This window comes from Aurantimicrobium minutum (genome assembly GCF_029894165.1).
GTDB classification, from domain to species: Bacteria; Actinomycetota; Actinomycetes; order Actinomycetales; family Microbacteriaceae; genus Aurantimicrobium; species Aurantimicrobium minutum_A.
Window position 1 is genome coordinate 779,376 of the sequence record NZ_JARXXU010000001.1, and the last position, 23,665, is coordinate 803,040.

General features: G+C 54.5%; 21 protein-coding genes. 17 read left to right on the forward strand and 4 right to left on the reverse strand.

Annotated features, from left to right (window positions below; all coding sequences use genetic code 11):
* Nucleotides 1–2 precede the first annotated feature (2 nt).
* The 14 genes from M2119_RS04080 (at nucleotide 3) to M2119_RS04145 (ending at nucleotide 17,334) form a co-directional block, all read left to right on the forward strand.
* The gene (locus tag M2119_RS04080; protein WP_280803678.1) at nucleotides 3–749 is read left to right on the forward strand and encodes an SDR family NAD(P)-dependent oxidoreductase; all 747 of its coding nucleotides are present in this window, start codon (nucleotides 3–5) and stop codon (nucleotides 747–749) included.
* Nucleotides 742–1,497: a 3-oxoacyl-ACP reductase FabG gene (gene fabG / locus M2119_RS04085; RefSeq protein ID WP_280803680.1), complete on the forward strand. Its 756-nt coding sequence runs from the start codon at nucleotides 742–744 to the stop codon at nucleotides 1,495–1,497. Before M2119_RS04080 ends, fabG begins: the two co-directional genes overlap by 8 nt.
* A 185-nt stretch (nucleotides 1,498–1,682) precedes the next feature.
* Entirely contained in the window at nucleotides 1,683–2,843 is a 1,161-nt protein-coding gene (locus M2119_RS04090) for an NAD(P)-dependent malic enzyme (protein ID WP_280803681.1), read from the forward strand.
* 89 nt (nucleotides 2,844–2,932) lie between these two features.
* The gene (locus M2119_RS04095; protein ID WP_280803682.1) at nucleotides 2,933–3,967 is read left to right on the forward strand and encodes a helix-turn-helix domain-containing protein; all 1,035 of its coding nucleotides are present in this window, start codon (nucleotides 2,933–2,935) and stop codon (nucleotides 3,965–3,967) included.
* Nucleotides 3,968–4,090: 123 nt separating this feature from the next.
* Nucleotides 4,091–5,887: an FAD-dependent oxidoreductase gene (locus M2119_RS04100; protein ID WP_280803683.1), complete on the forward strand. Its 1,797-nt coding sequence runs from the start codon at nucleotides 4,091–4,093 to the stop codon at nucleotides 5,885–5,887.
* Nucleotides 5,888–5,892: 5 nt separating this feature from the next.
* The gene (locus M2119_RS04105) at nucleotides 5,893–6,960 is read left to right on the forward strand and encodes a maleylacetate reductase (protein ID WP_280803684.1); all 1,068 of its coding nucleotides are present in this window, start codon (nucleotides 5,893–5,895) and stop codon (nucleotides 6,958–6,960) included.
* A gap of 8 nt (nucleotides 6,961–6,968) precedes the next feature.
* The gene (locus M2119_RS04110) at nucleotides 6,969–7,862 is read left to right on the forward strand and encodes a dioxygenase (RefSeq protein ID WP_280803685.1); all 894 of its coding nucleotides are present in this window, start codon (nucleotides 6,969–6,971) and stop codon (nucleotides 7,860–7,862) included.
* A gap of 137 nt (nucleotides 7,863–7,999) precedes the next feature.
* Nucleotides 8,000–10,654 (forward strand): aldehyde dehydrogenase family protein, encoded by a 2,655-nt coding sequence (locus M2119_RS04115; RefSeq protein ID WP_280803686.1) that lies wholly within the window; start codon nucleotides 8,000–8,002, stop codon nucleotides 10,652–10,654.
* Between the two features lie 60 nt (nucleotides 10,655–10,714).
* Nucleotides 10,715–12,016 (forward strand): ABC transporter substrate-binding protein, encoded by a 1,302-nt coding sequence (locus M2119_RS04120; RefSeq protein WP_280803687.1) that lies wholly within the window; start codon nucleotides 10,715–10,717, stop codon nucleotides 12,014–12,016.
* Nucleotides 12,017–12,700: 684 nt separating this feature from the next.
* Nucleotides 12,701–13,996, forward strand: a complete 1,296-nt coding sequence (locus tag M2119_RS04125) for an ABC transporter substrate-binding protein (RefSeq protein ID WP_280803688.1) — start codon at nucleotides 12,701–12,703, stop codon at nucleotides 13,994–13,996.
* Nucleotides 13,996–14,760 (forward strand): ABC transporter ATP-binding protein, encoded by a 765-nt coding sequence (locus M2119_RS04130; protein WP_280803689.1) that lies wholly within the window; start codon nucleotides 13,996–13,998, stop codon nucleotides 14,758–14,760. The genes M2119_RS04125 and M2119_RS04130 overlap by 1 nt, the downstream gene beginning before the upstream one ends.
* Nucleotides 14,757–15,452 carry an ABC transporter ATP-binding protein gene (locus M2119_RS04135; protein WP_280803690.1) on the forward strand — a complete coding sequence of 232 codons (696 nt, stop codon included), beginning with the start codon at nucleotides 14,757–14,759 and terminating at the stop codon, nucleotides 15,450–15,452. The genes M2119_RS04130 and M2119_RS04135 overlap by 4 nt, the downstream gene beginning before the upstream one ends.
* Entirely contained in the window at nucleotides 15,452–16,315 is an 864-nt protein-coding gene (locus tag M2119_RS04140) for a branched-chain amino acid ABC transporter permease (protein ID WP_280803691.1), read from the forward strand. The genes M2119_RS04135 and M2119_RS04140 overlap by 1 nt, the downstream gene beginning before the upstream one ends.
* Complete coding sequence (locus M2119_RS04145; RefSeq protein ID WP_280803692.1) at nucleotides 16,315–17,334, forward strand: branched-chain amino acid ABC transporter permease; 1,020 nt, start codon at nucleotides 16,315–16,317, stop codon at nucleotides 17,332–17,334. Before M2119_RS04140 ends, M2119_RS04145 begins: the two co-directional genes overlap by 1 nt.
* A 69-nt stretch (nucleotides 17,335–17,403) precedes the next feature.
* On the opposite strand, the gene M2119_RS04150 is transcribed toward M2119_RS04145, so the two are convergent.
* From M2119_RS04150 to M2119_RS04165, 4 genes are read right to left on the reverse strand one after another with little or no spacing between them, the layout of a single operon-like run.
* The gene (locus tag M2119_RS04150; protein WP_280803693.1) at nucleotides 17,404–17,817 is read right to left on the reverse strand and encodes a MarR family winged helix-turn-helix transcriptional regulator; all 414 of its coding nucleotides are present in this window, start codon (nucleotides 17,815–17,817) and stop codon (nucleotides 17,404–17,406) included.
* A gap of 38 nt (nucleotides 17,818–17,855) precedes the next feature.
* Nucleotides 17,856–19,172, reverse strand: a complete 1,317-nt coding sequence (locus M2119_RS04155; protein ID WP_280803694.1) for an ABC transporter substrate-binding protein — start codon at nucleotides 19,170–19,172, stop codon at nucleotides 17,856–17,858.
* Nucleotides 19,173–19,181: 9 nt separating this feature from the next.
* Nucleotides 19,182–19,994, reverse strand: coding sequence for a carbohydrate ABC transporter permease (locus M2119_RS04160; RefSeq protein WP_280803695.1), 813 nt, complete (start codon nucleotides 19,992–19,994; stop codon nucleotides 19,182–19,184).
* A complete protein-coding gene (locus M2119_RS04165; protein WP_280803696.1) occupies nucleotides 19,994–20,872 on the reverse strand; it encodes a carbohydrate ABC transporter permease in 879 nt (292 codons plus the stop codon). Before M2119_RS04165 ends, M2119_RS04160 begins: the two co-directional genes overlap by 1 nt.
* A 95-nt stretch (nucleotides 20,873–20,967) precedes the next feature.
* Between M2119_RS04165 and M2119_RS04170 the strand changes: the two genes are divergently transcribed.
* Genes M2119_RS04170 through M2119_RS04180 form a run of 3 tightly spaced genes read left to right on the forward strand, consistent with a single transcriptional unit; the run spans nucleotide 20,968 to nucleotide 23,665 of the window.
* Entirely contained in the window at nucleotides 20,968–22,071 is a 1,104-nt protein-coding gene (locus M2119_RS04170) for a cupin domain-containing protein (protein ID WP_280803697.1), read from the forward strand.
* A complete protein-coding gene (locus tag M2119_RS04175; protein WP_280803698.1) occupies nucleotides 22,071–22,910 on the forward strand; it encodes a fumarylacetoacetate hydrolase family protein in 840 nt (279 codons plus the stop codon). The genes M2119_RS04170 and M2119_RS04175 overlap by 1 nt, the downstream gene beginning before the upstream one ends.
* A gap of 2 nt (nucleotides 22,911–22,912) precedes the next feature.
* Nucleotides 22,913–23,665 (forward strand): maleylpyruvate isomerase family mycothiol-dependent enzyme, encoded by a 753-nt coding sequence (locus M2119_RS04180; RefSeq protein WP_280803699.1) that lies wholly within the window; start codon nucleotides 22,913–22,915, stop codon nucleotides 23,663–23,665.

Here is a 23,665-nt window from a genome sequence, read left to right on the forward strand (position 1 = left end):
ACATGACTCACCTTTTTAATGGTCACACCGTCCTTATTACGGGTGGAGCATCAGGTATCGGTTTTGCCACCGCGGAACAGCTCGCGAAGCAGGGCGGCACGATCGTGCTGATGGACCGTGACGACAACGTCGCCGCAGCCCTTACTCGCTTGCCGGGGACCGGTCACCGTGCCCTCGTGGCCGACGTCACCGATGAGGCGGCTGTCGAAGCAGCGATTTTTGGCCTGTATGCAGAACTTCCCATCACGGATGTTGTTGCTGCCGCAGGCATCGTCTCGCAAACACCGCTCCTGCAACTCAGCTCAGCTGAGTTCAGCACAGTCTTGGGTGTCAATGTGTTGGGAGTTCACCACGTGCTCTCCTCGGTTGCCCGCAACATGCTCGAGCACAAACAGACAGGTTCCTTCGTCGTGATGGGCTCTGCCGCCGCGTTCAACGGCGGTGGATTGATGGGCAAGGGTGGCTACTCTGCATCTAAAGCTGCACTGGCCGGCCTCGTGCGGTCTTACGCCCGCGAGCTCGGTGCTCAGGGAATCCGCACCAACCTCATCGCACCTGCCGCAACCGAAACTCCCATGACCGCAACGTTGACTGAAGAGCAGCGCGCCACCATTACTGCGGGCTCACCTCTGGGGCGCTTCCTCACTCAGGACGAAATCGTTGCCGCCATTGAATTCTTGGTTACCGACCGCGCATCCGCGGTAAACGGTCAAACAATCCATGTCAACGGAGGGCTCTACTTTGCCTAAAACTCAGACTTCGCTTCTGGAAGGTAAGGTCGCCGTCGTCACCGGTGCCGGGGGAGTCCTCGGCCACGCTATTGCGCGCACCTTCCTCGACAACGGAGCATCGGTGGTCATCACCGATATCTCGGGTGATGCCCTGGCCGCTGCGGTGGAGCGCTTGGGTGCAGGTGAGAAAGTCCTTGCCATCACCGCGGGGGTCTCCGACCCTGACGCGGTGGATGCGGTCGTGGCAAAAACCACGGCACACTTTGGCCGGCTCGACATTTGGGTCAACAATGCTGGTATTGCCCGCGATGCGACCATGAAGAAGATGAGCATCGAGGACTTCGATCTCGTCATTGACGTTCACCTCAAGGGCTCTTGGCTCGGCACCCGCGCTGCTGCTGGCTGGATGCGAGAGCATGGGGGAGGTGCCATCATTAACCTCTCTTCCATCTCGGGCAAGGTGGGCAACGCTGGACAGACTAACTACAGCGCGGCCAAGGCGGGCATCGTTGGTCTAACCAAAGCCGCCGCCAAAGAGGTCGGTTTCGCCGGAGTGCGAATTAACGCCATTCAGCCCGGCCTCATCGAGAGCAAAATGCTCGATGACATGCCTCCTGAGGTGCAGGAGTCACGCAAGAAGGAGATTCCACTGGGTCGCTTTGGCACGCCAGAAGAAGTAGCCAACATTGCCTTGTTCCTGGCCAGTGACCTGTCCAGCTACATGACCGGTAATGTCGTGGAAGTCTCCGGAGGCCGACACATCTAAAGCTCTGAGACACACTGTTTCGAAACGGAACACCTCCCACGCCAGAGCCCAGATACACTGTGGTTCAGGCTTTTTACCAAGTCCCTCGTTATTTCTCCCGGTTTCCCATCCACCGCGCGGCGTGAAGTAACACACCACACTTCTGGCTTGAGACATGCCAGAGCTTCTTAACGGAGAGAAGACTCATGTCTGAACCAACCACTGCCCCCACTCGCGACGAAATCTTTGCAGCCCACGAGGGCGGCAAGCTGGAGATCGTTCTCAGTTCGCCCATTGAGAGCAAACGCGACCTGTCCATCGCCTACACCCCCGGTGTTGCAGAGGTCTGCCGTGCTATCCATGACGACGCCTCGGTCGCTCGCACTCACACCTGGGCCAGCCGTCTGGTTGCCGTGGTCAGCGATGGCACCGCGGTGTTGGGTCTAGGCGATATTGGTCCTGCCGCCTCTCTTCCGGTGATGGAAGGTAAGTCGGCTCTGTTCAAGCGCTTCGCCGGGCTCGACTCGATTCCTCTGGTGCTGGACACCACGGACGTGGATGAGATCGTGGAGACGTTGGTTCGTCTGCAGCACTCCTTTGGCGCTGTGAACCTCGAAGATATCTCTGCACCGCGATGCTTTGAAGTGGAAGCCAAAGTTATTGAGGCTCTCGACATGCCCGTCATGCATGATGACCAGCACGGCACTGCCGTTGTTGTTCTCGCAGCTCTGACAAACGCCGCCAAGATTGTCGGCCGTGAGCTCAGTTCGTTGAAGGTAGTCATCGCGGGTGCTGGTGCTGCAGGTCTCGCAGTGGGTGAAATGCTGCTGGCGGTGGGAATTGAGGACGTCATCGTTTTGGACTCTCGTGGCACGCTGACCACCCACCGCGTGGATCTCCACGATGCCAAGGCCAGTTTTGCGGCACGCTCCAACCCGCGCAGCATCGAGGGCGGTCCCGCACAAGCTCTCGAAGGTGCAGATGTCTTCATTGGCGTCTCCTCCTCCAAAGTGGATGAGAGCCTGCTGGCCAAGATGAGCGACGACGCCATGATCTTTGCACTCTCAAACCCAGACCCCGAGGTTCAGCCCGAGGTTGCCCGCAAGTACGCGAAGGTCGTTGCCACTGGTCGCAGTGACTTCCCCAACCAGATCAACAACGTGCTGGCTTTCCCTGGAATCTTCCGCGGTGCACTGGATGCCGGCGCTCGTCGGATCACTCAGGAGATGAAGGTCGCGGCTGCGAATGCCATTGCGGAACTCGTGGGGGATGAGCTCAGTGTGGACTACATCGTGCCCAGTCCGCTCGATGAGCGCGTGGCGGGTGCTGTTGCAGCGGCAGTTGCGAAAGCATCACAAGCTAGTTAACTTCCTGCTACAGGTACGGCGCCAGAATCTGGTATTGATGCTCAGACCGGCGTAAACTTCGAGCCAACTTCAATGGTGAGGAATGAGCAGTGGCTTACAGTGGCTACACCCTGAGCACAACAGGGGAACCCGTTATTTCAGATGCGTCTCTGGAAGATCTTTCTCCCAGGTTTCAAGTTACTTCTGAACGGTTCACCACGAAAGGTCTGTCGGAGATTGACCGTGTTGAGAAGTGGGAAGACCACAATGCCAAGGCTTTGGTTGGCTTAACAGCCCGAACTCTGGATGACGCTTCACTCCAAGCAACAGAAATCAACCTCCACTTGCCGAAACTTCATTTTGCGCAGGTGACTGCAAATGAGCACGTGATTGAACGCACGGCCCGTCATATTTCCTCCAAACCTGCAGATTCTGTTGTTTTATATTTTTCTTTATACGGAGATTCCTTCTTCTATCACCGTGGGGGAGCTCGTGCGCTAGCACCTGGTTCTGTATTGGTCTATGACACTGATAAACCCTTCATGCGTGGGTTTGCAAAAGGACTTAAAGAGCTCGTCTTGATGGTTCCAAGAGATACCTTTAAGGACATTTCGGACGGAGGAGAAATTTCAGAGGGAGAGCCACATGTTTTGGGTTTTGGTAAGTCAAATAAATCAAATGACTTTGCCACAGCTATCGCAGAAACAATGTCTCAGTCTTTAGCTAATGCCGATGCCTCTACGTTCCAAGAGACCGAAAATGAGGTCATTGACCTGCTTCGTGGAATTTTCGCGAGCAGTAGCGCATCTGGAATTTCCTCCCAATACAGAATTGCTTCTGCCTTCATCGACCGTTATTTGCGCGACCCTCTACTTTCAGCACCGGTCATTGCTCGCTCTATTGGCGTGAGCGAACGCCAGCTATCCCGCATCTATTCAGAACAGGGGATGCATCTCTCTAGAGAAATACTTCGAAAGCGGCTGGAATTGGCGAATCGAGTATTGCAATCGACTATTTCTGATCAGATGACCGTCAGTGATGTGGCGAGATACTCAGGCTTTAATTCAACCGCCCATTTCTCACGAGTGTTTAAGGCGCACTTCGGCCATCCACCAGCAGCCACAGTTCGAAAAATCGGAAACTAGTTTGATTATTCTCGCCATTTAGATGATTTATTCCGCCACAACTAGGGTTGTTTCATTCTTGGCTGGCACTCTCTAAGTCAAGCCTTGCGCAATGTGGCGCGGAGTTAGTCTTAAGGAAAATCAATGCCGATTTTTAATGACGGAATTGCCGAAACTGTTCTTCCTGGTCAAGGTCTAGTTGAGACAGATGTCGTCATCATTGGGTCCGGTCCTGCCGGAGCTTCGATGGCGCTTGCTCTCTCCCGACTGGGGATCAAGAACATCATGCTCACCAAATATCGTTGGACGGCGAATACGCCTCGTGCTCACATCACCAATCAGCGAGCCATGGAATTTTTTCGTGAACTGGGGATTGAGGAGCAGGTCAAGGCTGATTCCACACCACACCACCTCATCGGCGACACAGTGTTTTGTACCTCTATTGCCGGAGAAGAACTCGGCCGCATTCTCACGTGGGGAACTAGCCCAGAACGTCATGCTGATTATGAAGCAGCCTCACCCACACTGAATTGCGATATTCCACAGACCTACCTCGAACCTATTCTGGTCAAGAATGCGACGATGGCGGGAACCCAAACACGATTTTCAAGTGAATATCTCTCCCACGTCCAGGACGCGGAGGGGGTTACCGTCCGCGTCCTTGATCGAGTATCAGGATTGGAATTCTCGGTTCGGGGAAAATATCTCTACGCAGCAGATGGAGCACGTTCGAAGGTTGCAGAGGAAATCGGACTCGATTTCGAAGGTGCAATGGATATCGCCGGATCGATGAACATTACCTTCAAGGCTGACATTGCGCCTTTGGTCAACCACCGTCCTTCGGTTTTGTACTGGGTTGTTCAACCGGGGGCAAACGTGGGGGGGATTGGTACCGGCCTCGTGCGCATGGTCCGCCCCTGGAACGAATGGTTGATTGTCTGGGGGTACGACATCAACGGACCAACCCCAGATATTACAGAAGAGATGGCTACCGAAATCGTTCGAAACTTATTAGGAATGCCTGATTTGGATATCGAAATCACAGGCTATTCGTTGTGGGGGGTCAACGAAATGTATGCCACCACTTTGCAGAGAGGTCGTGTCTTTTGTGGTGGGGATGCTATTCACCGTCACCCACCTAGCAACGGTTTGGGCTCAAACACCTCAGTCCAGGACTCCTACAATCTTGCATGGAAAATAGCGAGTGTAATCAAGGGCTATGCAGGCTCTGAACTTTTAGAAACCTACACTCCCGAAAGAGCCCCGGTTGCTAAACAAATTGTATTGCGTGCAAATAAGTCATCTCGTGAATTTGCTGACATTTTCACCGCTCTTGGTTTCGACAAGGCTGAGAATGAACAGCAGATGGCAGAAGAAATCCGAAGTCGCAAGGACAATACCCCTGAAGCTAGACAAAAGCGAAACGCCCTTGCGAAAGCTCTAAAACTCAAAGATTACGAGTTTAACTCTCACGGTGTCGAAATGGGGCAGTTTTACGAATCCTCTGCTGTTCTCTCAAGCGGGATGAAGAAATCCGCACCTACCCGGGACCCTGAACTTTACTATCACCCATCAACGTTTCCTGGTTCTCCGCTGCCGCATGTGTGGGTGGGGGATAACAACAGAAAATATTCCACGCTGGATCTCTGCCCAAGCTCGCAGTTCACCCTCATTACGGGAATCTCGGGTCAGGCTTGGGCGGAAGCTGCAGAAAAAGTTGCGGCTCACCTGGACATTCCGCTGAAGGCAGTTGTGATCGGCCCTGGGCGCGAAGTCACCGATCTCTATTTTGACTGGGAGCGCGCTCGCGAAATCGACGAAGACGGTGTTCTTTTGGTTCGTCCGGACAAAATTATTGCCTGGCGATCGATCTGCAGTGTCAAGGACCCCGTTTCTACACTTACTGAGGTTTTGAATTCTGTCCTCAGTCGGCAGGCGTAGAAATCATGGCAATTAATTTCTCTCACGACACCTTGGGGCAGCGACTTCTCTTTGGCAGTGGCAAAGCTGCTCAGCATTTGGCTATGGAAGTATCACGACTTGGCGCACAACGGGTCATGTTAATCGCTGCCCCATATGAGTCGCAGATTGCGCAGGCAGTTACGCAGCAAATATCAGTTCACATTAGCTATCAGGATGTGGTTCAGCACGTTCCTATCGAAAAAGCCGAAGATGCTCGTCGGGTAGCGATTGAACATGAGATTGATCTTCTGGTCTGTGTGGGCGGCGGTTCTACAACTGGTTTGGCTAAAGCCGTAGCAATGACTACTGGAATCCCCATCATCGCCGTTGCTACGACCTACGCCGGGTCTGAAGCGACCAATGTGTGGGGCCTGACTGAAGCCGCACGCAAGACCACAGGAGTTGATAATAAAGTTCTTCCGGTCACAGTGGTGTATGACGCTGAGTTGACCTATTCACTCCCTGTGGAACTTTCCGTCGCTTCAGGTCTCAATGCCATGGCGCACTGCATTGACTCACTGTGGGCGCCACGTGCAGACCCGATTAATCAAGCCCTTGCGGCGGAAGGTATCCATGCTTTGGCATCGGGGCTACCCCGTATCGCTGAAAACCCAATAGATGAACAGGGCCGAGAGGAAGCACTCTATGGTGCATATCTTTCCGCAGTCTCCTTTGCGTCCGCAGGCTCTGGAATGCACCACAAAATCTGCCACGTTCTTGGGGGCACCTACAATCTTCCGCATGCACAGACACACGCCACCGTGTTGCCCTATGTCCTCGCATTCAATGCGCCGTTCGCCCCGCGTGCTGATGCTCGCATCGCTGCTGCTTTTGAAACGTCGACTGGCTTGGAGGGGTTGAACAGGCTCCGGGAAAAACTCAATGCACCTCAAGCGCTCAAGGACTATGGATTTAACGAAGCGGATATCGAAGAAGCAGTCAGCATTGCTTTGCCAATAATTCCCGAGAGTAATCCTCGTCCTGTCACTGCAGAGAATCTTGCAGAACTACTTCACGCTGCCTGGGCCGGTACCAAGCCGACGTCAAATTAAGGAGACCCATGACCACTTCACCCATTTCACCTGAACAAACTCAACGCGAAGAAGAGCTTGTTCGCACAGTTATTGCATCCTTTGACGACACTTCAGACCCACGTTTGAAGGAGATTATGCAAAAACTGGTCCAGCACCTCCATAATTTCGTCCGCGATGTTCGGTTGAGTGAATCTGAGTGGGACAAGATGATCGAATTCCTCACTGCAGTCGGCCACATCACGGATGATCGTCGACAGGAATTCATCCTCTTGTCGGATGTGCTCGGGATCTCGATGCAAACAGTTGCAGTCAATAATGAGGCAAATGGCGACGCCACGGAGGCAACCGTATTCGGCCCGTTCTTTGTGGATGACGCACCCTTGATTGAAAACGGCGGGGACATGGCATTCGGAGCAACCGGTCAAGCCTGCTGGGTTGAAGGAACTGTGACGGATGTCGCAGGCACCCCCATCCCTGGTGCACGTATTGAAATATGGGAAGCAGACGATGATGGCTTCTACGACGTGCAATACACAGATGGCCGCGTTGCAGCAAGGGCGCACATGTACTCAGATGCTGAGGGCAAGTATTCATTCTGGGGTTTGACCCCAACTCCTTATCCCATTCCCCATGACGGCCCAGTGGGCAAGATGCTTGAAGCAACTGGTCGGTCGCCAATGCGCGCCTCTCACCTGCACTTCATGGTGACAGCGCCGAATATGCGCAAGCTTGTGACGCACATTTTTGTGCATGGGGATGAACTGCTGGAGGGGGACAGTGTCTTTGGCGTAAAAGACTCTCTTGTCAAGCATTTTCACTATCAGTCAGGTGATACTCCTACGCCCAACGGCCGCGACTTGGGCGGGCGTCCGTGGGCGAGAACTGATTTCAATATTGTCCTTGCGCCCGCTCTGAGCTAGCACCGTTGCACAATCGTTATTGTCTAAAAGCGCCAAAATTATCCAAGACTTGACGCTCAAGATTTTGCGGTGATAAAAATTATTCGTTGACTGACGGACAACACCAACTAGTTACAACGCAAAGAAGCGGAGAATAAGTGATAATCACAGCAGCTGTGACACCCGCTAAGAGCGCTCCGTTTGTCTTGGAAACACTTGAGCTTGATGATCTTCGTGATGATGAAGTTCTAGTCCAAATGGTGGCATCGGGTGTGTGTCACACCGATGCCAACGTCAGAGAACAATATCTCCCTACCCCGCTTCCTGCGGTGCTTGGGCACGAAGGTTCGGGGGTTGTCAAGGCCATCGGTTCCGCTGTTCGTTCCGTAAAAATTGGCGACCATGTTCTGCTCTCCGTCAATTCATGCGGTTCCTGTGAACAATGTTTGAAGGGTAATTCGGCATACTGCCTGGAGCTCTTCTCTCGTAATTTCGGTGGTTCACGCCCTGATGGAACAACGTCATTGACTGGTCCGAAGGGAAGAGTCTCTTCTCATTTCTTTGGTCAGTCCTCTTTCGCAACCTTTTCGAACGTTCCAGAGCGTTGCATCGTTGTTGTGGATAAAGACATAGATCTGAGAAAAGTTGCGCCGCTGGGATGTGGTGTTCAAACCGGTGCGGGCACAGTATTCAATGAATTAGTACCCAAACCAGGTTCAACACTGGCGGTGTTTGGCTCTGGTGCAGTTGGGTTCGGCGCGATAATGGCAGCCATAGTTGCCGGTTGCAAGCAGGTCATTGCTGTGGATATCAATGACAGCCGGTTAGAACTCGCACGCGAGGTGGGTGCTACACACACCATCAATAGTCGGATTGACCCCGTTCACGATCGCATCATGGACATGACCCACGGCCGAGGCATAGATTTTGCAATCGATACAACTGGACGTCCTGATGTTCTTCGTATTGCTGCTGACTCGCTTGCTGTAAAGGGAACGGTGGCTCTAGTAGGCGCATCTCCGGCTGGAACTGAAGTTCCCTTTGAAATCGGAGAGTCTCTAATTAAAGGCTGGACTTTCAAGACTGTAATTCAGGGCGGTTCTGTGCCACAGAACTTCATACCAGGTCTCATTAATTTGTGGCGCCAAGGGCGCTTTCCCTTCGACAAGCTCATCAAGTTCTATGAACTTGCAGATATTAACACCGCGATTCACGATGCGGAAAAAGGCAACACTATCAAGCCAGTCGTTGTCTTTGACCAGGTCAAAACACCACCAGTGGTTTCTGCACGAGAAGTCACAGAACTCAACGCTTCGGAAACAGAACAAAGAGCTCAAGCAACATACAAAGGAGAAAACATGTCCAAGGCAGCAGTTGCTGACATTTTTGGAATTCAGAATGCACAGCACCTCATCGGCGGTGAATGGGTAAGTGGCGGTGTAACCGTTACTTCGACTAACCCTGCAACTGATGAAATATTGGGTTCCTTCCAAGATGCTGATGACCAGATTGTTGACCAAGCCATCAATTCTGCATTCGACACTTTCCATGCCTCCTCATGGCGCACTGACCGTAACCTTCGTGCGCGTGCCCTGTGGGATCTCGCTGACGCTTTTGAACGTAATTTCGACCGTCTTGCACTTGCTATCACTACCGAAAACGGTAAGCCACTGCGTGAAGCTCAATTCGAAGTTTCACTGTGTGCTCCGAAGCTGCGTTATTACGCCTCGATGGCACTGACTGACCTGGGCACCTCAATGGTGACTCCAACTGGTGACGTTGCAATGTCCCTGAAGGAACCAATAGGTGTTGCTGGAATCATCGTTCCGTGGAACTCTCCTGTCATTCTTGCAGTACGTTCTTTTGCTCCCGCTTTAGCTGCGGGGTGTACCGCAGCAATCAAGATGCCTGGTCAGACTGCACTCACTGGTGCGCTCATGATGGACATCATTTCCAAGGTTGAGTCACTTCCCGCGGGCGTTCTGAACTTCTTCACCGAGTCTCGTGGAAGTGGTGCGCGCACTCTCGTTTCTTCGCCCAAGACCCCTGTGATTAGCTACACCGGAAGCACACAAGTTGGACGCCAGATTGGTGCTGCAGCAGGTGGAATGCTCAAGCGTTCTTCACTTGAGTTGGGCGGTAAGACTCCCATGATCGTCTTCTCTGACGCAAACCTGGACGTCGCAGTGCCAACCTTGACCGCCGGTGTTTCCACCTTTGCGGGTCAGTTCTGCATGACCGGTAGTCGAATCCTTGTTCATGAGGACATCGCAGAGGAGCTCGCAGATAAGCTATCTGGGTCTCTTTCTAGCCTCAAGCTGGGTGCCGGCGTAGACCCTGAGACCCAACTCGGCCCTTTGATTGATCATGCACAGGTTCAGCGCCTAAACAACATCATTGATCATGCCAGTGACGCAGATGTCATTCTGCGGGGCGGATACGACGGCCCAGGAGCATTTATGCGTCCGACGATTCTTGGAGTACAGGATCTCAACTCTTCGCTTATCCAAGAAGAAATCTTTGGACCAGTTGCTACTTTCGAAACCTTCTCCACGGAAGAGGAAGCAATTGCGCGTGCAAACGCAACTGAATTTGGGCTCGCAGCATCCGTCTGGACTTCAGATGGTGCGCGTTCGCTCCGTATGTCCAATGCTCTCGAAGCGGGAACAGTCTGGACAAACTCATGGGCAGTAGTTCTCGACCAGTTCGAGGAAGGCGGTTTCAAGTCAAGTGGAATTGGCAGACTTAACGGACCTACCGGTCTTGCTGAGTTCCAGGAACACAAGCACGTCTTCCGCACCGCAGCTTTCTAAGCTGTCCACACAGACCAGGCCTCAACGATGAGGCAGGGAACACCAAGAAAAGGAATAAACATGAAAATGCGATTTACCTGGCGTAAACTTGCAGCCGTTGCGGTTGCCGGTAGCACGCTCATCGCCTTGAGCGGCTGTTCTGGCTCGCTCGGTGGCGACACGTCAACAAGCAATGGCGATGTCATCAAGATTGGCTACGTCACTCCTCAGACTGGTGCCCTTGCACCTTTCGGTGAGGCTGACAGTTTTGTTCTTGACAAGATGGCAACCTACTTCAAGGAAAATGGCGTCACTCTTGCTGATGGAAGCAAGCACGAAGTCGAAATCATCTCCAAGGACACCCAGTCCGACGCCAAGAGAGCAGCTGACGTTGCAAGCGAGCTCATCCTGGAGGATCAAGTTAGCTTGATCCTTGTCTCTTCGACTCCAGACACAACCAACCCAGTTTCTGACCAGTGTGAGGCTAACCAGGTTGTGTGTATCTCCACTGTTGCTCCTTGGCAGGCGTGGTACTTCGGCCGTGGAGCTACTCCCGAACAGGGTTTCAAGTACACCTTCCACTTCTTCTGGGGTCTGGATGACGTACTTCCTGTTTACTCGGACATCTGGGCACAGGGCGCACCTGGAGACACCAACATCGGTATGTTGTTCCCCAATGACGCTGATGGTTCCGCATGGCTCGGAGCTGCACCTGGCTTCGCAGAGGGCCTTGGATACACAGTTAACAACCCTGGCGCATTCCCCAATGGCACCACCGACTTCTCCGCTCAGATTTCTTCTCTGAAGGAAAACAACGACACTGTGATGTCGACCATCATGATTCCGCCAGACTTCATCACCTTCTGGAAGCAGGCTGTTCAGCAGGGTTACAACCCAAAGGTTGCAACAGTTGCAAAGGCAATCCTGTTCCCCTCGGTACTTGAGTCGATGGGTAACCTCGGTAACAACCTCTCCACCGAAATCTGGTGGGCACCAACCTACCCATTCTCGAGCAGCTTGACAGGTCAGTCCAGTGCTGACTTCGCAGCGTCGTTCGAAAAGGAAACAGGTCAGCAGTGGACACAACCTCTTGGTTTTGCAGAGGCACTGTTCGAGGTTGCTAACGCAGCCCTAGCAAAGTCCGCAAGCGCAAGCTCAGACGACATTGCAAAGGCTATGTCTACTCTTCAGGTTGACACCATGGTTGGCCCTCTCGACTGGGCAGCTGGTCCTGTTCCTGGCGTCGCAGTATCGCCAGTAGTTGGTGGCCAGTGGCGTCTCACCGGTGAGAGCAAGTACGAGCTCGTAATCGTCTCGAACAAGCAGCACCCGGAGATCCCAACCGGTGGCTCTGTAGAGCCAATTGATTGGCCTAAGCAGTAACAACGCACAAGACATCCCTCTTTCTCTATAGGGCAAAATGTCTTTGATTGTGTCTTCCTGGGGAGATACTTCCCAGGAAGACACAATCATCCTCGAGGGTGGTGGCATTAACTCGAAGTGGTGGGGAAAACAGTTACGCAAGCCCATCGCCTCCAGCTCGAAACAAGCAGACTTGGAACTCTTGAAATTCCAGATGTACTTTTTGTTTGTTGATAGAAAAAAACCCAGTTCAAATCAGAAATGTGGGATGGCAAGAAAGCCGAAACGAATTCGAGATTGATATTAATAAGTGACTAAATATCGTGGCTCGTTTCCAAATCGTTATTCAATCCGAGATTCAAACACCCCTTTCGCGTTGACGACTTTCTTATCTAAGTGCTACAAATAATCGTTAGCTTGCAAAAATCTGTAACGCTTATTCCCACAATCGCAATGAAGCGGAGTGAACATGACATTCATGGCACACGAAGAGCCCCTGTGTTACAAGCAGGTCTCCTCAGGTCGCCGTGAATTCGTTCAGGCACAAGTGGTTGAATTCGCGATCGACGAAGCTACTAGCCTGGACCCTCATAGAACGGTTCGTTTCGCAAACCTACTTGCTGGGTTTACCGTCGCCACCTAAGTTTCCGCGCCCCTTCCGGGGCACGGAGAAACCAAGAGAGAATTATCGAAAGGGAAAACGCAATGAAGCTTTTTTCGGGGCGTAAGGTTGCAGCAATCGCTGTAGCTGGTGCCACTGTAATCGCATTGAGCGGCTGTTCAGGCTCGCTCGGTGGCGACAGCTCAGGCGGTTCGGGCGACGTTATCAAGATTGGTTACGTCACTCCAGAAACCGGTGCACTTTCTGCATTCAGCGAGTCTGACGACTTCGTTCTGGAGCAGATGACTGCATACTTCGACGAGAACGGCATCACCCTTGCTGATGGCAGCAAGCACGATGTTGAAATCATCAAGAAGGACACCCAGTCTGACTCCAAGCGTGCTGCTGACGTAGCAAGCGAGCTCATCCTCAAGGATGAGGTCAACATGATCCTTGTTTCTTCTACTCCAGAAACGAACAACCCTGTTTCTGACCAGTGTGAAGCTAACCAGGTTGTGTGTGTTTCGACTGTTGCTCCATGGCAGACCTGGTACTTCGGTCGTGCACTGGACAAGACTCCTTCTAAGTACACCTTCCACTTCTTCTGGGGCCTGGACAACGTCCTCCCCATCTACGCTGACATCTGGGAGAAGGCTGCACCCGGTGAGACCAACCTCGGCGCACTGTTCCCCAACGATGGTGACGGTGAAGCATGGGCTGGCGCAGTTCCTCCCTTCGCAGAATCAGAGGGCTACACTGTCAACAACCCCGGTGCATTCCCCAACGGAACCACCGACTTCTCCGCTCAGATTGCTTCTCTGAAGAGCAACAACGACAGCGCTCTGGTATCCATCATGGTTCCACCAGACTTCATCACCTTCTGGAAGCAGGCTGTTCAGCAGGGTTACAACCCCAAGGTTGCAACCGTTGCAAAGGCAATCGAGTTCCCTTCAGTTCTTGAAGCTCTGGGTAACCTCGGTAACAACCTCTGCACCGAAATCTGGTGGTCGCCACAGTACCCCTTCTCCAGCAGCCTGACCGGTGACTCGAGCGCCGACTTCGCAGCAGCTTACGAAGAGTACTCTGGCAAGCAGTGGACCATGCCCCTCGGTTTCGCTGAAGCACTGTTCGAGGTTGCTAACGCAGCATTCTCAGCATCGAAGAGCACCAGCTCTGAAGATCTCGCAGCTGCAATGTCTACCCTCAACGTAGACACCATCGTGGGTAACCTCGACTGGGCTAACGGTCCAGTTCCTGGTGTCGCTGTATCGCCTGTAACCGGTGGTCAGTGGCGTCTGGTTGGCGACGCTAAGTACGAAATTGAAATCGTATCTAACGTTGGCTTCGAAGAGATTCCAACCACCAGCGAGGTCGAAGCAATCGATTGGCCTAAGCAGTAATGGGCGCCGAGCTTCTCGCCGCGAAGGGAATTAATGTTCGATTCGGGCGCTTACAAGTACTCGTCGACCTTGATTTGACTGTAAACCGTGGCGAGTTGCTCGGCATCATCGGTCCTAACGGGGCCGGTAAGTCAACACTCTTGTCCGTCCTGGGGGGAACTACTTCCCCCCAGGAAGGCAAGATCCTTCTCGAAGGTGTGGATATCACCTCGAAGCGATCGAGCTGGCGTTCACGTCAAGGCATTGCGACCAGCTACCAGATCCCTCGCCCCTTCCTCGGAATGTCGGTGTATGAGAACGCACTTGTTGCGGCTCAGTTCGCCGGTAATCTCCGGGGTAAAGAAGCCCAGCAGGCAGCACTCGAAGCTATCTCGCTGGCCAAGCTCGATGGTCTGGCAGATGTCCAGGCTAAGAACCTGCGTCTTCTTGACCGAAAGCGTCTCGAAGTCGCACGTGCTCTGGCGTCCAAGCCACGCATCATGCTCCTCGATGAGATCGCGGGCGGTCTGACCGAGAGCGAAGTGCCTGAACTTCTGGACTTGGTCCGTGGAGTTCTGGATTCCGGTGTGACCGTGGTGTGGATCGAGCACGTTGTGCACGCACTTGTTTCTGTTGCGACGCGTATGGTCTGCCTGACCTATGGCAGCATCCTCGCCGAGGGTAACCCTCACGATGTGCTCGCGTCGCCAGAAGTCCGTCAGGTCTACCTCGGTATTGAACCTGATGAAGAAATTCTTGATGTTGATGGAGCGGACGCGAAATGAGCTTTGTAGTCAACGACCTCTCAGCCGGCTATGGCCAGCTGACGGCTCTGCGGAATATTTCGTTCAGCATAGAGCCCGGTGAAATCCTGGCTGTGATCGGTGCCAATGGTGCTGGTAAGTCGACTCTTCTCAAGACCATCGCGGGACAACTTACGGCCCTCACCGGCTCGGTTGTTATCGATGGGGAAGATGTCACCAAGGAATCAGCTAATGCGCGCGCCCGTCGCGGAATCTTGATGGTTCCGGAAGGACGTCGCTTGTTCCCTTCGCTGACGGTGAAGGAAAACCTGCAGCTTGGTACTGCGACCGGTCGCGAAGGCGAGTGGAACTTGGACACTGTGTGTGAACTGTTCCCGCTGGTTGCCGAGCGTTTGAACCGTCGCGCGGGACAGATGTCCGGTGGTGAGCAGCAAGCTACCGCTATTGCACGCGCATTGGTCGGAAACCCCGAAGTGCTGATGCTCGATGAGATCAGCCTGGGACTTGCACCCGCCATTGTGGTGGAGCTCTATGACCGCCTGGGTGAAATTACCAAGCGTGGCACCACCGTCATCCTGGTTGAGCAGGACGTGAAGCGAGCTGTCTCTGTGGCAGACCAGGTTCACTGCTTGCTCGAGGGACAGACGTCATTGTCTGGACGTAACTTGGATGTCGCAGAAATTGCGGCCGCATACTTTGGAACGGGGCACTAATGAATTTCCTTGATGCTGTTGTCCAAGGCTTAATGCTGGGTGGCCTGTACGCCATCTTCGCTGCTGGTCTGTCACTGATCTTCGGTGTGATGAAGATCGTGAGCCTGTCCTATGGTGCGTTTGCTGTGATGGCTGCGTACCTCGCCCTGCACTTCACTGAAGTGACCGGCTGGTCACCTCTGCTGTCGCTGTTGTTAGTTGTTCCCTTGATGGCGGCTTTTGGTTGGGTCTTGCAGCGCTATGTGCTTCAGCGCACACTCGGCAACTCGGCCCTCCCTTCGATTCTGGTCACCTTTGGTTTGGCCGTCATCATCGAAAACGTGCTGTTGTTGACGGAGTCCGCAGACCAGAAGCGGATGACCTTGGGCGCAATTGACACCGCCGCGTTTGAAATCGGTTTCATCCGTGTGGGTGTCTACCCCTTCGGCCTCTTCATCGCTTCGATTGTGCTGCTGGGAATCCTTTCCCTCGTCATGGCGAAAACCCAGTTTGGTCGTGCTGTGCGTGCCATTAGTGAGGACGCTTCCACCGTGGAACTCATGGGTATTCGACCCAAGAGCATCTATGCCTGGTCGGCAGCGATTGCGCTCGCACTGGCAGCTATTGCGGGTGTTGCCTCGGGAATTCAAACCTCGTTTAGTCCTCTTTCCGGTGGCATGCTGCTCATCTTCGCCTTCGAAGCTGTGATTATCGGTGGTATCGGTAGCCTGTGGGGCACCTTCGTGGGTGCGTTGGTTCTGGGTCTGGCTCAAACCATTGGTGCGAGCTTCTTCCCCTCTCAAGGAATTCTGATTGGAAACATCGTCTTCCTCATCTTCTTGGCATTCTTGCCACAAGGAATCAGTGGAAAGGTGAAGCGATAATGGCCGCTACACAAACAGACCTCTCGCAGGTCAAAGTAAACCGCTGGACTCGGACGTCTCTGATTGGTTCGCCCGTCGCGTTGCTGGTCATTCTGCTCATGTTTGCGCTGCCCTACATTACGGCGCTGTCGAACATTCGTGCCCTGACTGACCTCCTGATCTTCATCATCATTGGATCGATGTGGAACCTCATGGCCGGCTACGGCGGTATGGAATCAGTGGGTCAACAGGCCTACATCGGTTTAGGTGCGTATGGCCTAGTGGTCACCGCTGACCTGTTGGGTATCAACATCTTCCTGGCCATTCCTCTGGCGGGTCTGATCGCCGGTGTGATCGCATTCCTCCTGTCCTTCCTGGCGTTCCGCCTCATTGGTGGGTACTTCTCCATTGGAACGTGGGTAATTGCCGAAGTGATCAAACTGATCATCACGCAGTTCCCCGAACTCGGTCTGGGTAGTGGCGTGACCCTCTACGCCATGTCTGGCTTCGATAAGGACTTCCGTATCGCGCTGAGCTACTGGCTGGCATTGATCATCACCGCTCTGGCAGTTCTTGTCTGTGTTCTCCTCGTTCGTTCACGTTTCGGTCTTGGTTTGACCGCTGTGCGTGATGACGCCACGGCTGCTGCCACCTCTGGTGTAGACGTGAACCGTGCAAAGCGCGTGGTTTTCGTCATCTCCGGTATTGGTACTGGACTTGCAGGCGCCATCATCGCCATCCAGACACTGCGCGTGCAGCCTGACTCCCTGTTCTCTGTTCAGTGGTCAGTGCTCATGATCTTCATGGTCGTCGTCGGTGGTGTGGGAACAATTGAAGGTCCCATTATCGGTGCTCTGATCTTCTGGGGTCTTCGCGAAGCTTTGGCGGAATATGGTTCGTTCTATTTGATTCTTCTCGGTGTCATTGCGATCGTCTTCGCACTGTTCTTCCGTGACGGAATCTGGGGAATCGTGCAGAAGCGCAGACGCTTCTCCATCTTCCCAACCGGATACACCACCACGTTCGGCAGTATCAAGTAGACGCTCAATAATCAACACAGCTGTGGCCTCCTGTAATTCTCAGGAGGCCACAACTGTTGTTCTGTGCGTTTAGTTCTCGAGCAATCGCTCGAGTAAAACCTGAAGTTCGTCATGCTCCTGTGACGTGAGCTTCGACGTGAGCTCTGCATCCAGCTCACTTACACGAGGCAGCAATGCCTCGTATTCGGTTGTGCCTTGTCTGGTGAGGAAGAGGCAATACCGACGCTTATCCTCGGCATGACGTTCCCGAGAAATCAGTCCACGATCAACCAGACGCTGCACGATGTCAGCGATTGTGGAGCGGTCGAGGTCGAGCTCAGCGCACAGGTCTGCTTGGCTCAAGCCGGGAGAAACTTTCAGAGAGGACAGCACGCCAAACTGTGGGCTTGAAATCTCTGAGGACACAATCCGCTGCCAATGGAACATGTGTGCTTGTTGGGCGCGACGTATGAGGAGCCCGGTGTATCTGCGTGCAGTTGTCATCTCTTGCTCCTTTCTGTCTCTGTCATGCGGACCACAGCCTATTCAGCCATCGCGGCGTTGGCTGCCACTTGGGCAGCCGGGACGCCGTCGGTCACGCTGAGGGTTCCCGTAAAGATGTCCGTGAAGTAGGGAAGGTAGGCAGCCTGTGCCTCACCGTATTTCGCACCGCGCGGTGCTTGGATGTAGCCATTTTTCAACACATCAATCATGGGTGTCACGTCAATATTCTGAGCACTCCAGTAATCAAAGAACGTTCCACGCTCGCTCATGACAGCGGTCAATGCTGCGCCGCTTTCCCCGATGTAGGAGGCGCCCTTGCCGCCAAGCCAGGCGAGCACCTTCTTCTGTGCTTCGGAGTTCGTGGCGGTGGTGGAACCTGCCGCAATGATGCCGTTGGTTACGCTCACGGCGCCCGTGGGGCCGGCAGGAATACGCGCAATTCCCCAGTCGAAAGTGGCACCCTCCTGGACGTTGGCCAGATTGTAGGAACCGGTCTCAAACAGCGCCATCTTGCCTTGAATGAAGAGATCGCGGCTGAGGTCGCCTCCGGCAGGTGGGTTGGTGTCTGTCGCCGGAGGAGAGACGTGGCTCACGTTAATGAGGTCAGTGAGGTACTGGAATGTCTGGCGACCTTCAGTGCTATCAAAAACAAACTCTTCACCGTCCTGCCAGGCGGCGCCGTTTGAGCCCAGGAAGTTGAGCACAATTGCATTGAGATCGAAAGCCGCATTGAATCCAAAGGTTTCGACTCGTTGCGGGTCAAAGCCGGCGTCAGCTGCGCTGAGTCCCGTTGCGTCACGAGTGAGCTGCTGGGTGACCTGACGCAGCGAGTCGGTACTCGCTGCGGGGTCCCAGGACAAGTCTTGAATTTGCTCTTCGGTCACGCCATATTGGGCCAGGAGGTCCTTGTTATAGAGCAGGCCAATACCAGGGTCACTGAGCTGGGGGACGCCCCACAGGGTTCCTTCTGTGGTGTATTGCTCAACGACGGCAGGGTCCCAGTCCGACCATTCCTCCGTGAAATCAGCTTTATTGATGGGCAGAAGCATGCCGTTAGCGGCATATTCAGCAAAGTTCCCGGCATTGGTCCAGAAAATATCATCATTGGTGCCGGTGGCGAGGTCCGTTCGAAGTTGGGTCCAGTAATCCGCCCACGGGATAACCACTGTTTCTGCTCTGATTCCCGTTTCTTTATAGAGCTCATCAAAGGATGTGTCGTAGGCGTCAGCCACGTTCTGATCCCATAAACGAACGGTCACGGTGGCATCCGCCGGGGCGGCAGGAGCACATCCGGCCAGGGCGACAACGGTTGTGGCAGCCAGAAGGGCGGAGAGGAGTCGAGTGATGAGTTTCACGAATGGTTCCTAGTTATCGGTTTCTTCAACGAAGGTGGTGACGAGGTTATTGCGAACAATGACAAAAGCTGAGAGGGCGGGGATGAGTGCCAAGAATGCTGCGCTGAGCACGAGGTGCCAGTTGCTGTCGTATTGCCCCTGGAGAGAGCTCATAGCGACGGTAGCAGTTGGCCAGTCTGATCCGGCAATAAGTCGGGGCCAGAGGAAGGCATTCCACATGGTGACGAAGGTCACGAGAGAGATCAGTGTGATGAAAGACTTCATCGCAGGTGCTGCGACGAACCACAGCACACCCCACGGGCCTAAACCGTCCACGCGGGCCTGATCGAGTAATTCACGGGGCAAGGTCTCGAATCGTTCCCGGAACAACACCAGCGCATAGGGGGAGAACAGGACATAGGGCAACAGGATGCCGAGCGGCGTTCCCTTCATCCCCAGAGCGGTCATGACGAAGAACAGCGGGATCACCGTTGTCACCGCAGGGATGAGATACGCCGCCAGCAGCGTCACATACAGTCCACGCTTGCCCGGAAAGCTAAAGAACGCGAATGCATACGCGGCAATCAGGGTGGAAGGAACCTGGATCACAACCATGACGACGCACAACAGCAGAGAGTTCCCCAGAGCAGCGGCAAAGTTGCTGGGGCCCCAGAGAACCTCGGAGATGTTGTCCACGAATTGCGCCGGGGAGGCCTGACCAAAGTCCAATCTCGACAGCGCTGCATCGCTGCTCATCGCGCCGAGAGCAACCAGCACAAAGGGCACCACGGTCGCCACCAGGAACAGGCTGAGAATCAGAATCTTGGGGAGGGAAATCTTCATCAGACAAACCTCCGTGTCAGGAGGCGATAGATCAGGTATTCAACTGCAATGACGGCCAGTTCAACCAGGGTAAAGATGATCGCCATCGCAGCGGATTCACCCACTTGGAAAGTGGTGAGGGCGGTTTGAGTGATGGTGAAGGTGGCCATGGCGGTTGCACCGCTGGGCCCGCCACCGGTCAAGACATACACCACGTCATAAACGTTGAGGGATGCTAACGTGACGGTGACGACAAGAAAGAAGGCAATGCGGCGCATCTGGGGCAGTTGAATTTCCCAGAACAGCCGAGCAGGCCCCGCACCATCGAGTCGGGCCGCATCGAGGGTGTGGCGGGGGATGCTACGCAATCCCGACGCCACGAACAAAGCGGTGTAGCCAATGCCAGCCCAGGCGATGACGCCAGCGACGACCAGAGGTGCTGTCGCAGGGTTGGTCAGCAGATCCTGGCGGAAGCCCAGGCTTTCGCTGAGTAGGCCACCTGTGGGAGCCAGTATCCACTTCCAAGCCACCGCGATGGCAACGGGGGCTGCCATCCAGGGCAGGAGAAAAACAGCGGCCAGCACCTTCATGCTGCGGGTCCAGGACGAGAGGTAGTAGCCCATGACTCCGCCCAGGAAGATCTGGAGTGCGGTTGCAACGAAAGCAATGACCAGCGTGGTTGCCAGTGAGCTGATGAACTGAGCGTCGCCAAGGACACGAGTGAAGTTGTCCCCGTGTCCCCATTCAAGTGGGCTGATCAGGTTCCAGTCGACGGTGGAGAGGGGCAGGAGCGTGACGAGCGGGACACCCACCGCGAGCAGTGCACCGAGGAGAGCGGGGGCGAGGAAAGGCAAGGGTGTGGCCCGCATAAAAACTACAGAATCATTCTTCTGATTCACGTCAGCACCCTTCCATTTACAGTTTATCGAGGATATAGTTGGGCTACCAACTACTTGTTGATATAGTTGGCACCCCAACTGTTTTCCTTACGACAATGGAGTTGATTCAGATGCAACAAATGGATGGAACTGCCGACACCCCCGAGCTTGTCGAGCTATACAAGGACATCGATGCTCAGTCGATCGCACCGCTGTGGACACAGCTGAGCGACCTGATGCCGATGGTCCCTAGCCCTAAGGCTGTTCCCCACGTGTGGCACTGGAAGGACCTGTACTCCATCGCTGAGCGCTCTGGCGACCTTGTCCCCGTCGGTCGTGGCGGTGAACGTCGCGCCCTAGGTCTGCGTAACCCTGGACTCCCCGGCACTGCTTACGCAACCTCGACATTGTGGTGTGCAGTGCAGTACCTGGGTGGCCGCGAAACCGCTCCGGAGCACCGTCACAGCCAGAACGCTTTCCGCTTCGTCACCGAAGGCGAAGGAGTCTGGACTGTTGTCAACGGTGACCCCGTTGCAATGCGCCGCGGAGACCTCCTGCTGACCGCAGGGTGGAACTTCCACGGTCACCACAACGAGACGGACAATCCCATGATCTGGATTGACGGACTGGACATCCCTTTCGTCAACTACGCAGACCTCGGCTTCTTCGAGTTCGGTTCCGATCGTGTCACTGACTACTCCACCCCGGATATTTCCCGCAACGAGCGCCTGTGGGCCTACCCCGGACTGCGCCCCTTGTCGGGATTAGGTAAGACCCCTAGCTCGCCCCTGGCGAAGTACAAGTGGGAATACACCGACGCTGCCCTCAACGAGCAGTTTGCACTCGAGGATGAGGGTCACCCCGCCACCGTCGAGCAGGGTCACGCAGCTATTCGCTACTCAAACCCCACTACCGGTGGCGATGTCATGCCTGACATGCGCTGTGAATTCCACCGCCTGCGTCCCGGCACCAAGACCCGCCTGCGTCACGAGGTTGGTTCCTCGGTTTGGCAGGTATTCCAGGGTAAGGGTCGCGTCGTTATGGGCGAGAAGACCTACGAACTCGAACGCGGCGACATCTTCGTAGTTCCGAGTTGGATCCCGTGGTCACTCGAAGCCGAAACTGAGATTGATTTCTTCCGATTCAGCGACGCACCATTGGTGGAAAAGCTGAACTTTGCACGTACCTACATTCCCGGACTCACTAAGGAAACGAACTAATGAAACTCGCTACCCTCCGTCTTGACGGCCGTACTGTGGCTGTTCGCGTTGATGACCTCGCTGCAGTTGAAATTGAGGGAGTAAGCGACGTTGGCGCCCTCCTGCAGGACGCAAACTGGAAGCGCACAGCAGAAGCTGCTGCAGGTGCGTCGCACGTGCTCGCTGACATCGCTCCCACCCAGTGGGCACCCGTTGTTCCTGACCCCCGCAAGATCGTCTGCGTTGGCCTGAACTACCGAAACCACATCAAGGAAATGGGCCGCGAACTTCCAGAGTTCCCCACTCTGTTTGCGAAGTACCCTGATGCACTCATCGGACCTTTCGACCCCATCGTGCTGCCTGCACACGCAGGGGACCACGTAGACTGGGAAGGTGAACTTGCCGTCATCATCGGCAAGCGTGCCTCACACGTCAAGGAAGCTGACGCTACTGCCTACATCGCGGGCTACTCCGTGATGAATGACGTCACCATGCGTGACTACCAGTACCGCACCCCAGAGTGGTTCCAAGGAAAGACCTTCGAAGCGACCGCTCCGTTCGGTCCTTACCTCATCACTGAAGGTAGCTTCGAATTCGGTGGAAAGCTCACCACCAGCGTGGATGGCAACGTCATGCAAAGCACCCTCACTAATGACCTCGTGTTCTCGCCTGAAGCACTCATTGAGTACATCTCGGCTATCTTCCCGTTGGCTCCTGGTGACGTCATCGTCACTGGAACCCCCGGTGGTGTAGGTCACGCACGCAAGCCTGAGGTATACCTCACGCCTGGCCAGGTGCTGACTACCGCCATTGAGGGCATCGGCGTTATCGAGAGCCCCGTCGTCGCCGCAGGGAAGTAATCGTGGTCGCACGCGAGGTTCAGCTCCAGGATGAGAAGCTTCTCGAGCTTCTCCTTCAGGAGCGTCGAGGTCAGGCCTACTTCTCGCGGAAAGTTAACGAACTTTCCGACGAGGACTTTGATGCCCCCTCGTTATTGCCCGGGTGGAACCGACGTGCGCTGATTGCCCACGTCGGCTTCAACGCGCGTGCGGTTCGTCGACTCATCACGTGGGCAGAAACCGGTGAAGAGACTCCGATGTACGACTCCACCACACAACGTGATGATGAGATCGACTTCGGTTCAACCCTCAACATCCAGGCCATTCGCAATCTCCAAGACCATGCAGCAATTGATTTGGATGTTGCCTGGCGTGATCTTCCCAATGACCGCTGGAACTTTGAAATCAAGACGGCGCAAGGCCGCCTCGTTCCTGTGTCGGAGACCATTTGGATGCGCATGCGCGAGGTGTGGATCCACGCGGTGGATATCGACAACGGCGGTGATGTTGCAGACTTCCCTCGGGTCGTCATCGACATGTTGCTGCCGGACTTGATCAATGTCTGGCGTCGCAAGCGCGCCATCAACCCGGTCGGCAACATCGTTCTTGCCCCCACAGACCGTGACCTTCGTCTCGTTCTCGATGAGGACGGCAAAGAGGACATTGTCTATTCTGGCACTGCCGTGGATCTGGTCCGCTGGGGTATTGGCCGTGGAAATATCGGCGTTGTTGACCAGGACGGCAACAAGGCCCCCACAGCGCCACCATGGCTCTGA

Coding starts and splice junctions, on each gene's coding strand:
- M2119_RS04105 (WP_280803684.1), top strand. CDS start 5,893: ATGGCAATTAATTTCTCTCACGACACCTTGGGGCAGCGACTTCTCTTT.
- M2119_RS04090 (WP_280803681.1), top strand. CDS start 1,683: ATGTCTGAACCAACCACTGCCCCCACTCGCGACGAAATCTTTGCAGCC.
- M2119_RS04140 (WP_280803691.1), top strand. CDS start 15,452: ATGAATTTCCTTGATGCTGTTGTCCAAGGCTTAATGCTGGGTGGCCTG.
- M2119_RS04135 (WP_280803690.1), top strand. CDS start 14,757: ATGAGCTTTGTAGTCAACGACCTCTCAGCCGGCTATGGCCAGCTGACG.
- M2119_RS04120 (WP_280803687.1), top strand. CDS start 10,715: ATGAAAATGCGATTTACCTGGCGTAAACTTGCAGCCGTTGCGGTTGCC.
- M2119_RS04150 (WP_280803693.1), bottom strand. CDS start 17,817: ATGACAACTGCACGCAGATACACCGGGCTCCTCATACGTCGCGCCCAA.
- M2119_RS04130 (WP_280803689.1), top strand. CDS start 13,996: ATGGGCGCCGAGCTTCTCGCCGCGAAGGGAATTAATGTTCGATTCGGG.
- M2119_RS04170 (WP_280803697.1), top strand. CDS start 20,968: ATGGAGTTGATTCAGATGCAACAAATGGATGGAACTGCCGACACCCCC.
- M2119_RS04100 (WP_280803683.1), top strand. CDS start 4,091: ATGCCGATTTTTAATGACGGAATTGCCGAAACTGTTCTTCCTGGTCAA.
- M2119_RS04145 (WP_280803692.1), top strand. CDS start 16,315: ATGGCCGCTACACAAACAGACCTCTCGCAGGTCAAAGTAAACCGCTGG.
- M2119_RS04175 (WP_280803698.1), top strand. CDS start 22,071: ATGAAACTCGCTACCCTCCGTCTTGACGGCCGTACTGTGGCTGTTCGC.
- M2119_RS04125 (WP_280803688.1), top strand. CDS start 12,701: ATGAAGCTTTTTTCGGGGCGTAAGGTTGCAGCAATCGCTGTAGCTGGT.
- M2119_RS04080 (WP_280803678.1), top strand. CDS start 3: ATGACTCACCTTTTTAATGGTCACACCGTCCTTATTACGGGTGGAGCA.
- M2119_RS04160 (WP_280803695.1), bottom strand. CDS start 19,994: ATGAAGATTTCCCTCCCCAAGATTCTGATTCTCAGCCTGTTCCTGGTG.
- M2119_RS04110 (WP_280803685.1), top strand. CDS start 6,969: ATGACCACTTCACCCATTTCACCTGAACAAACTCAACGCGAAGAAGAG.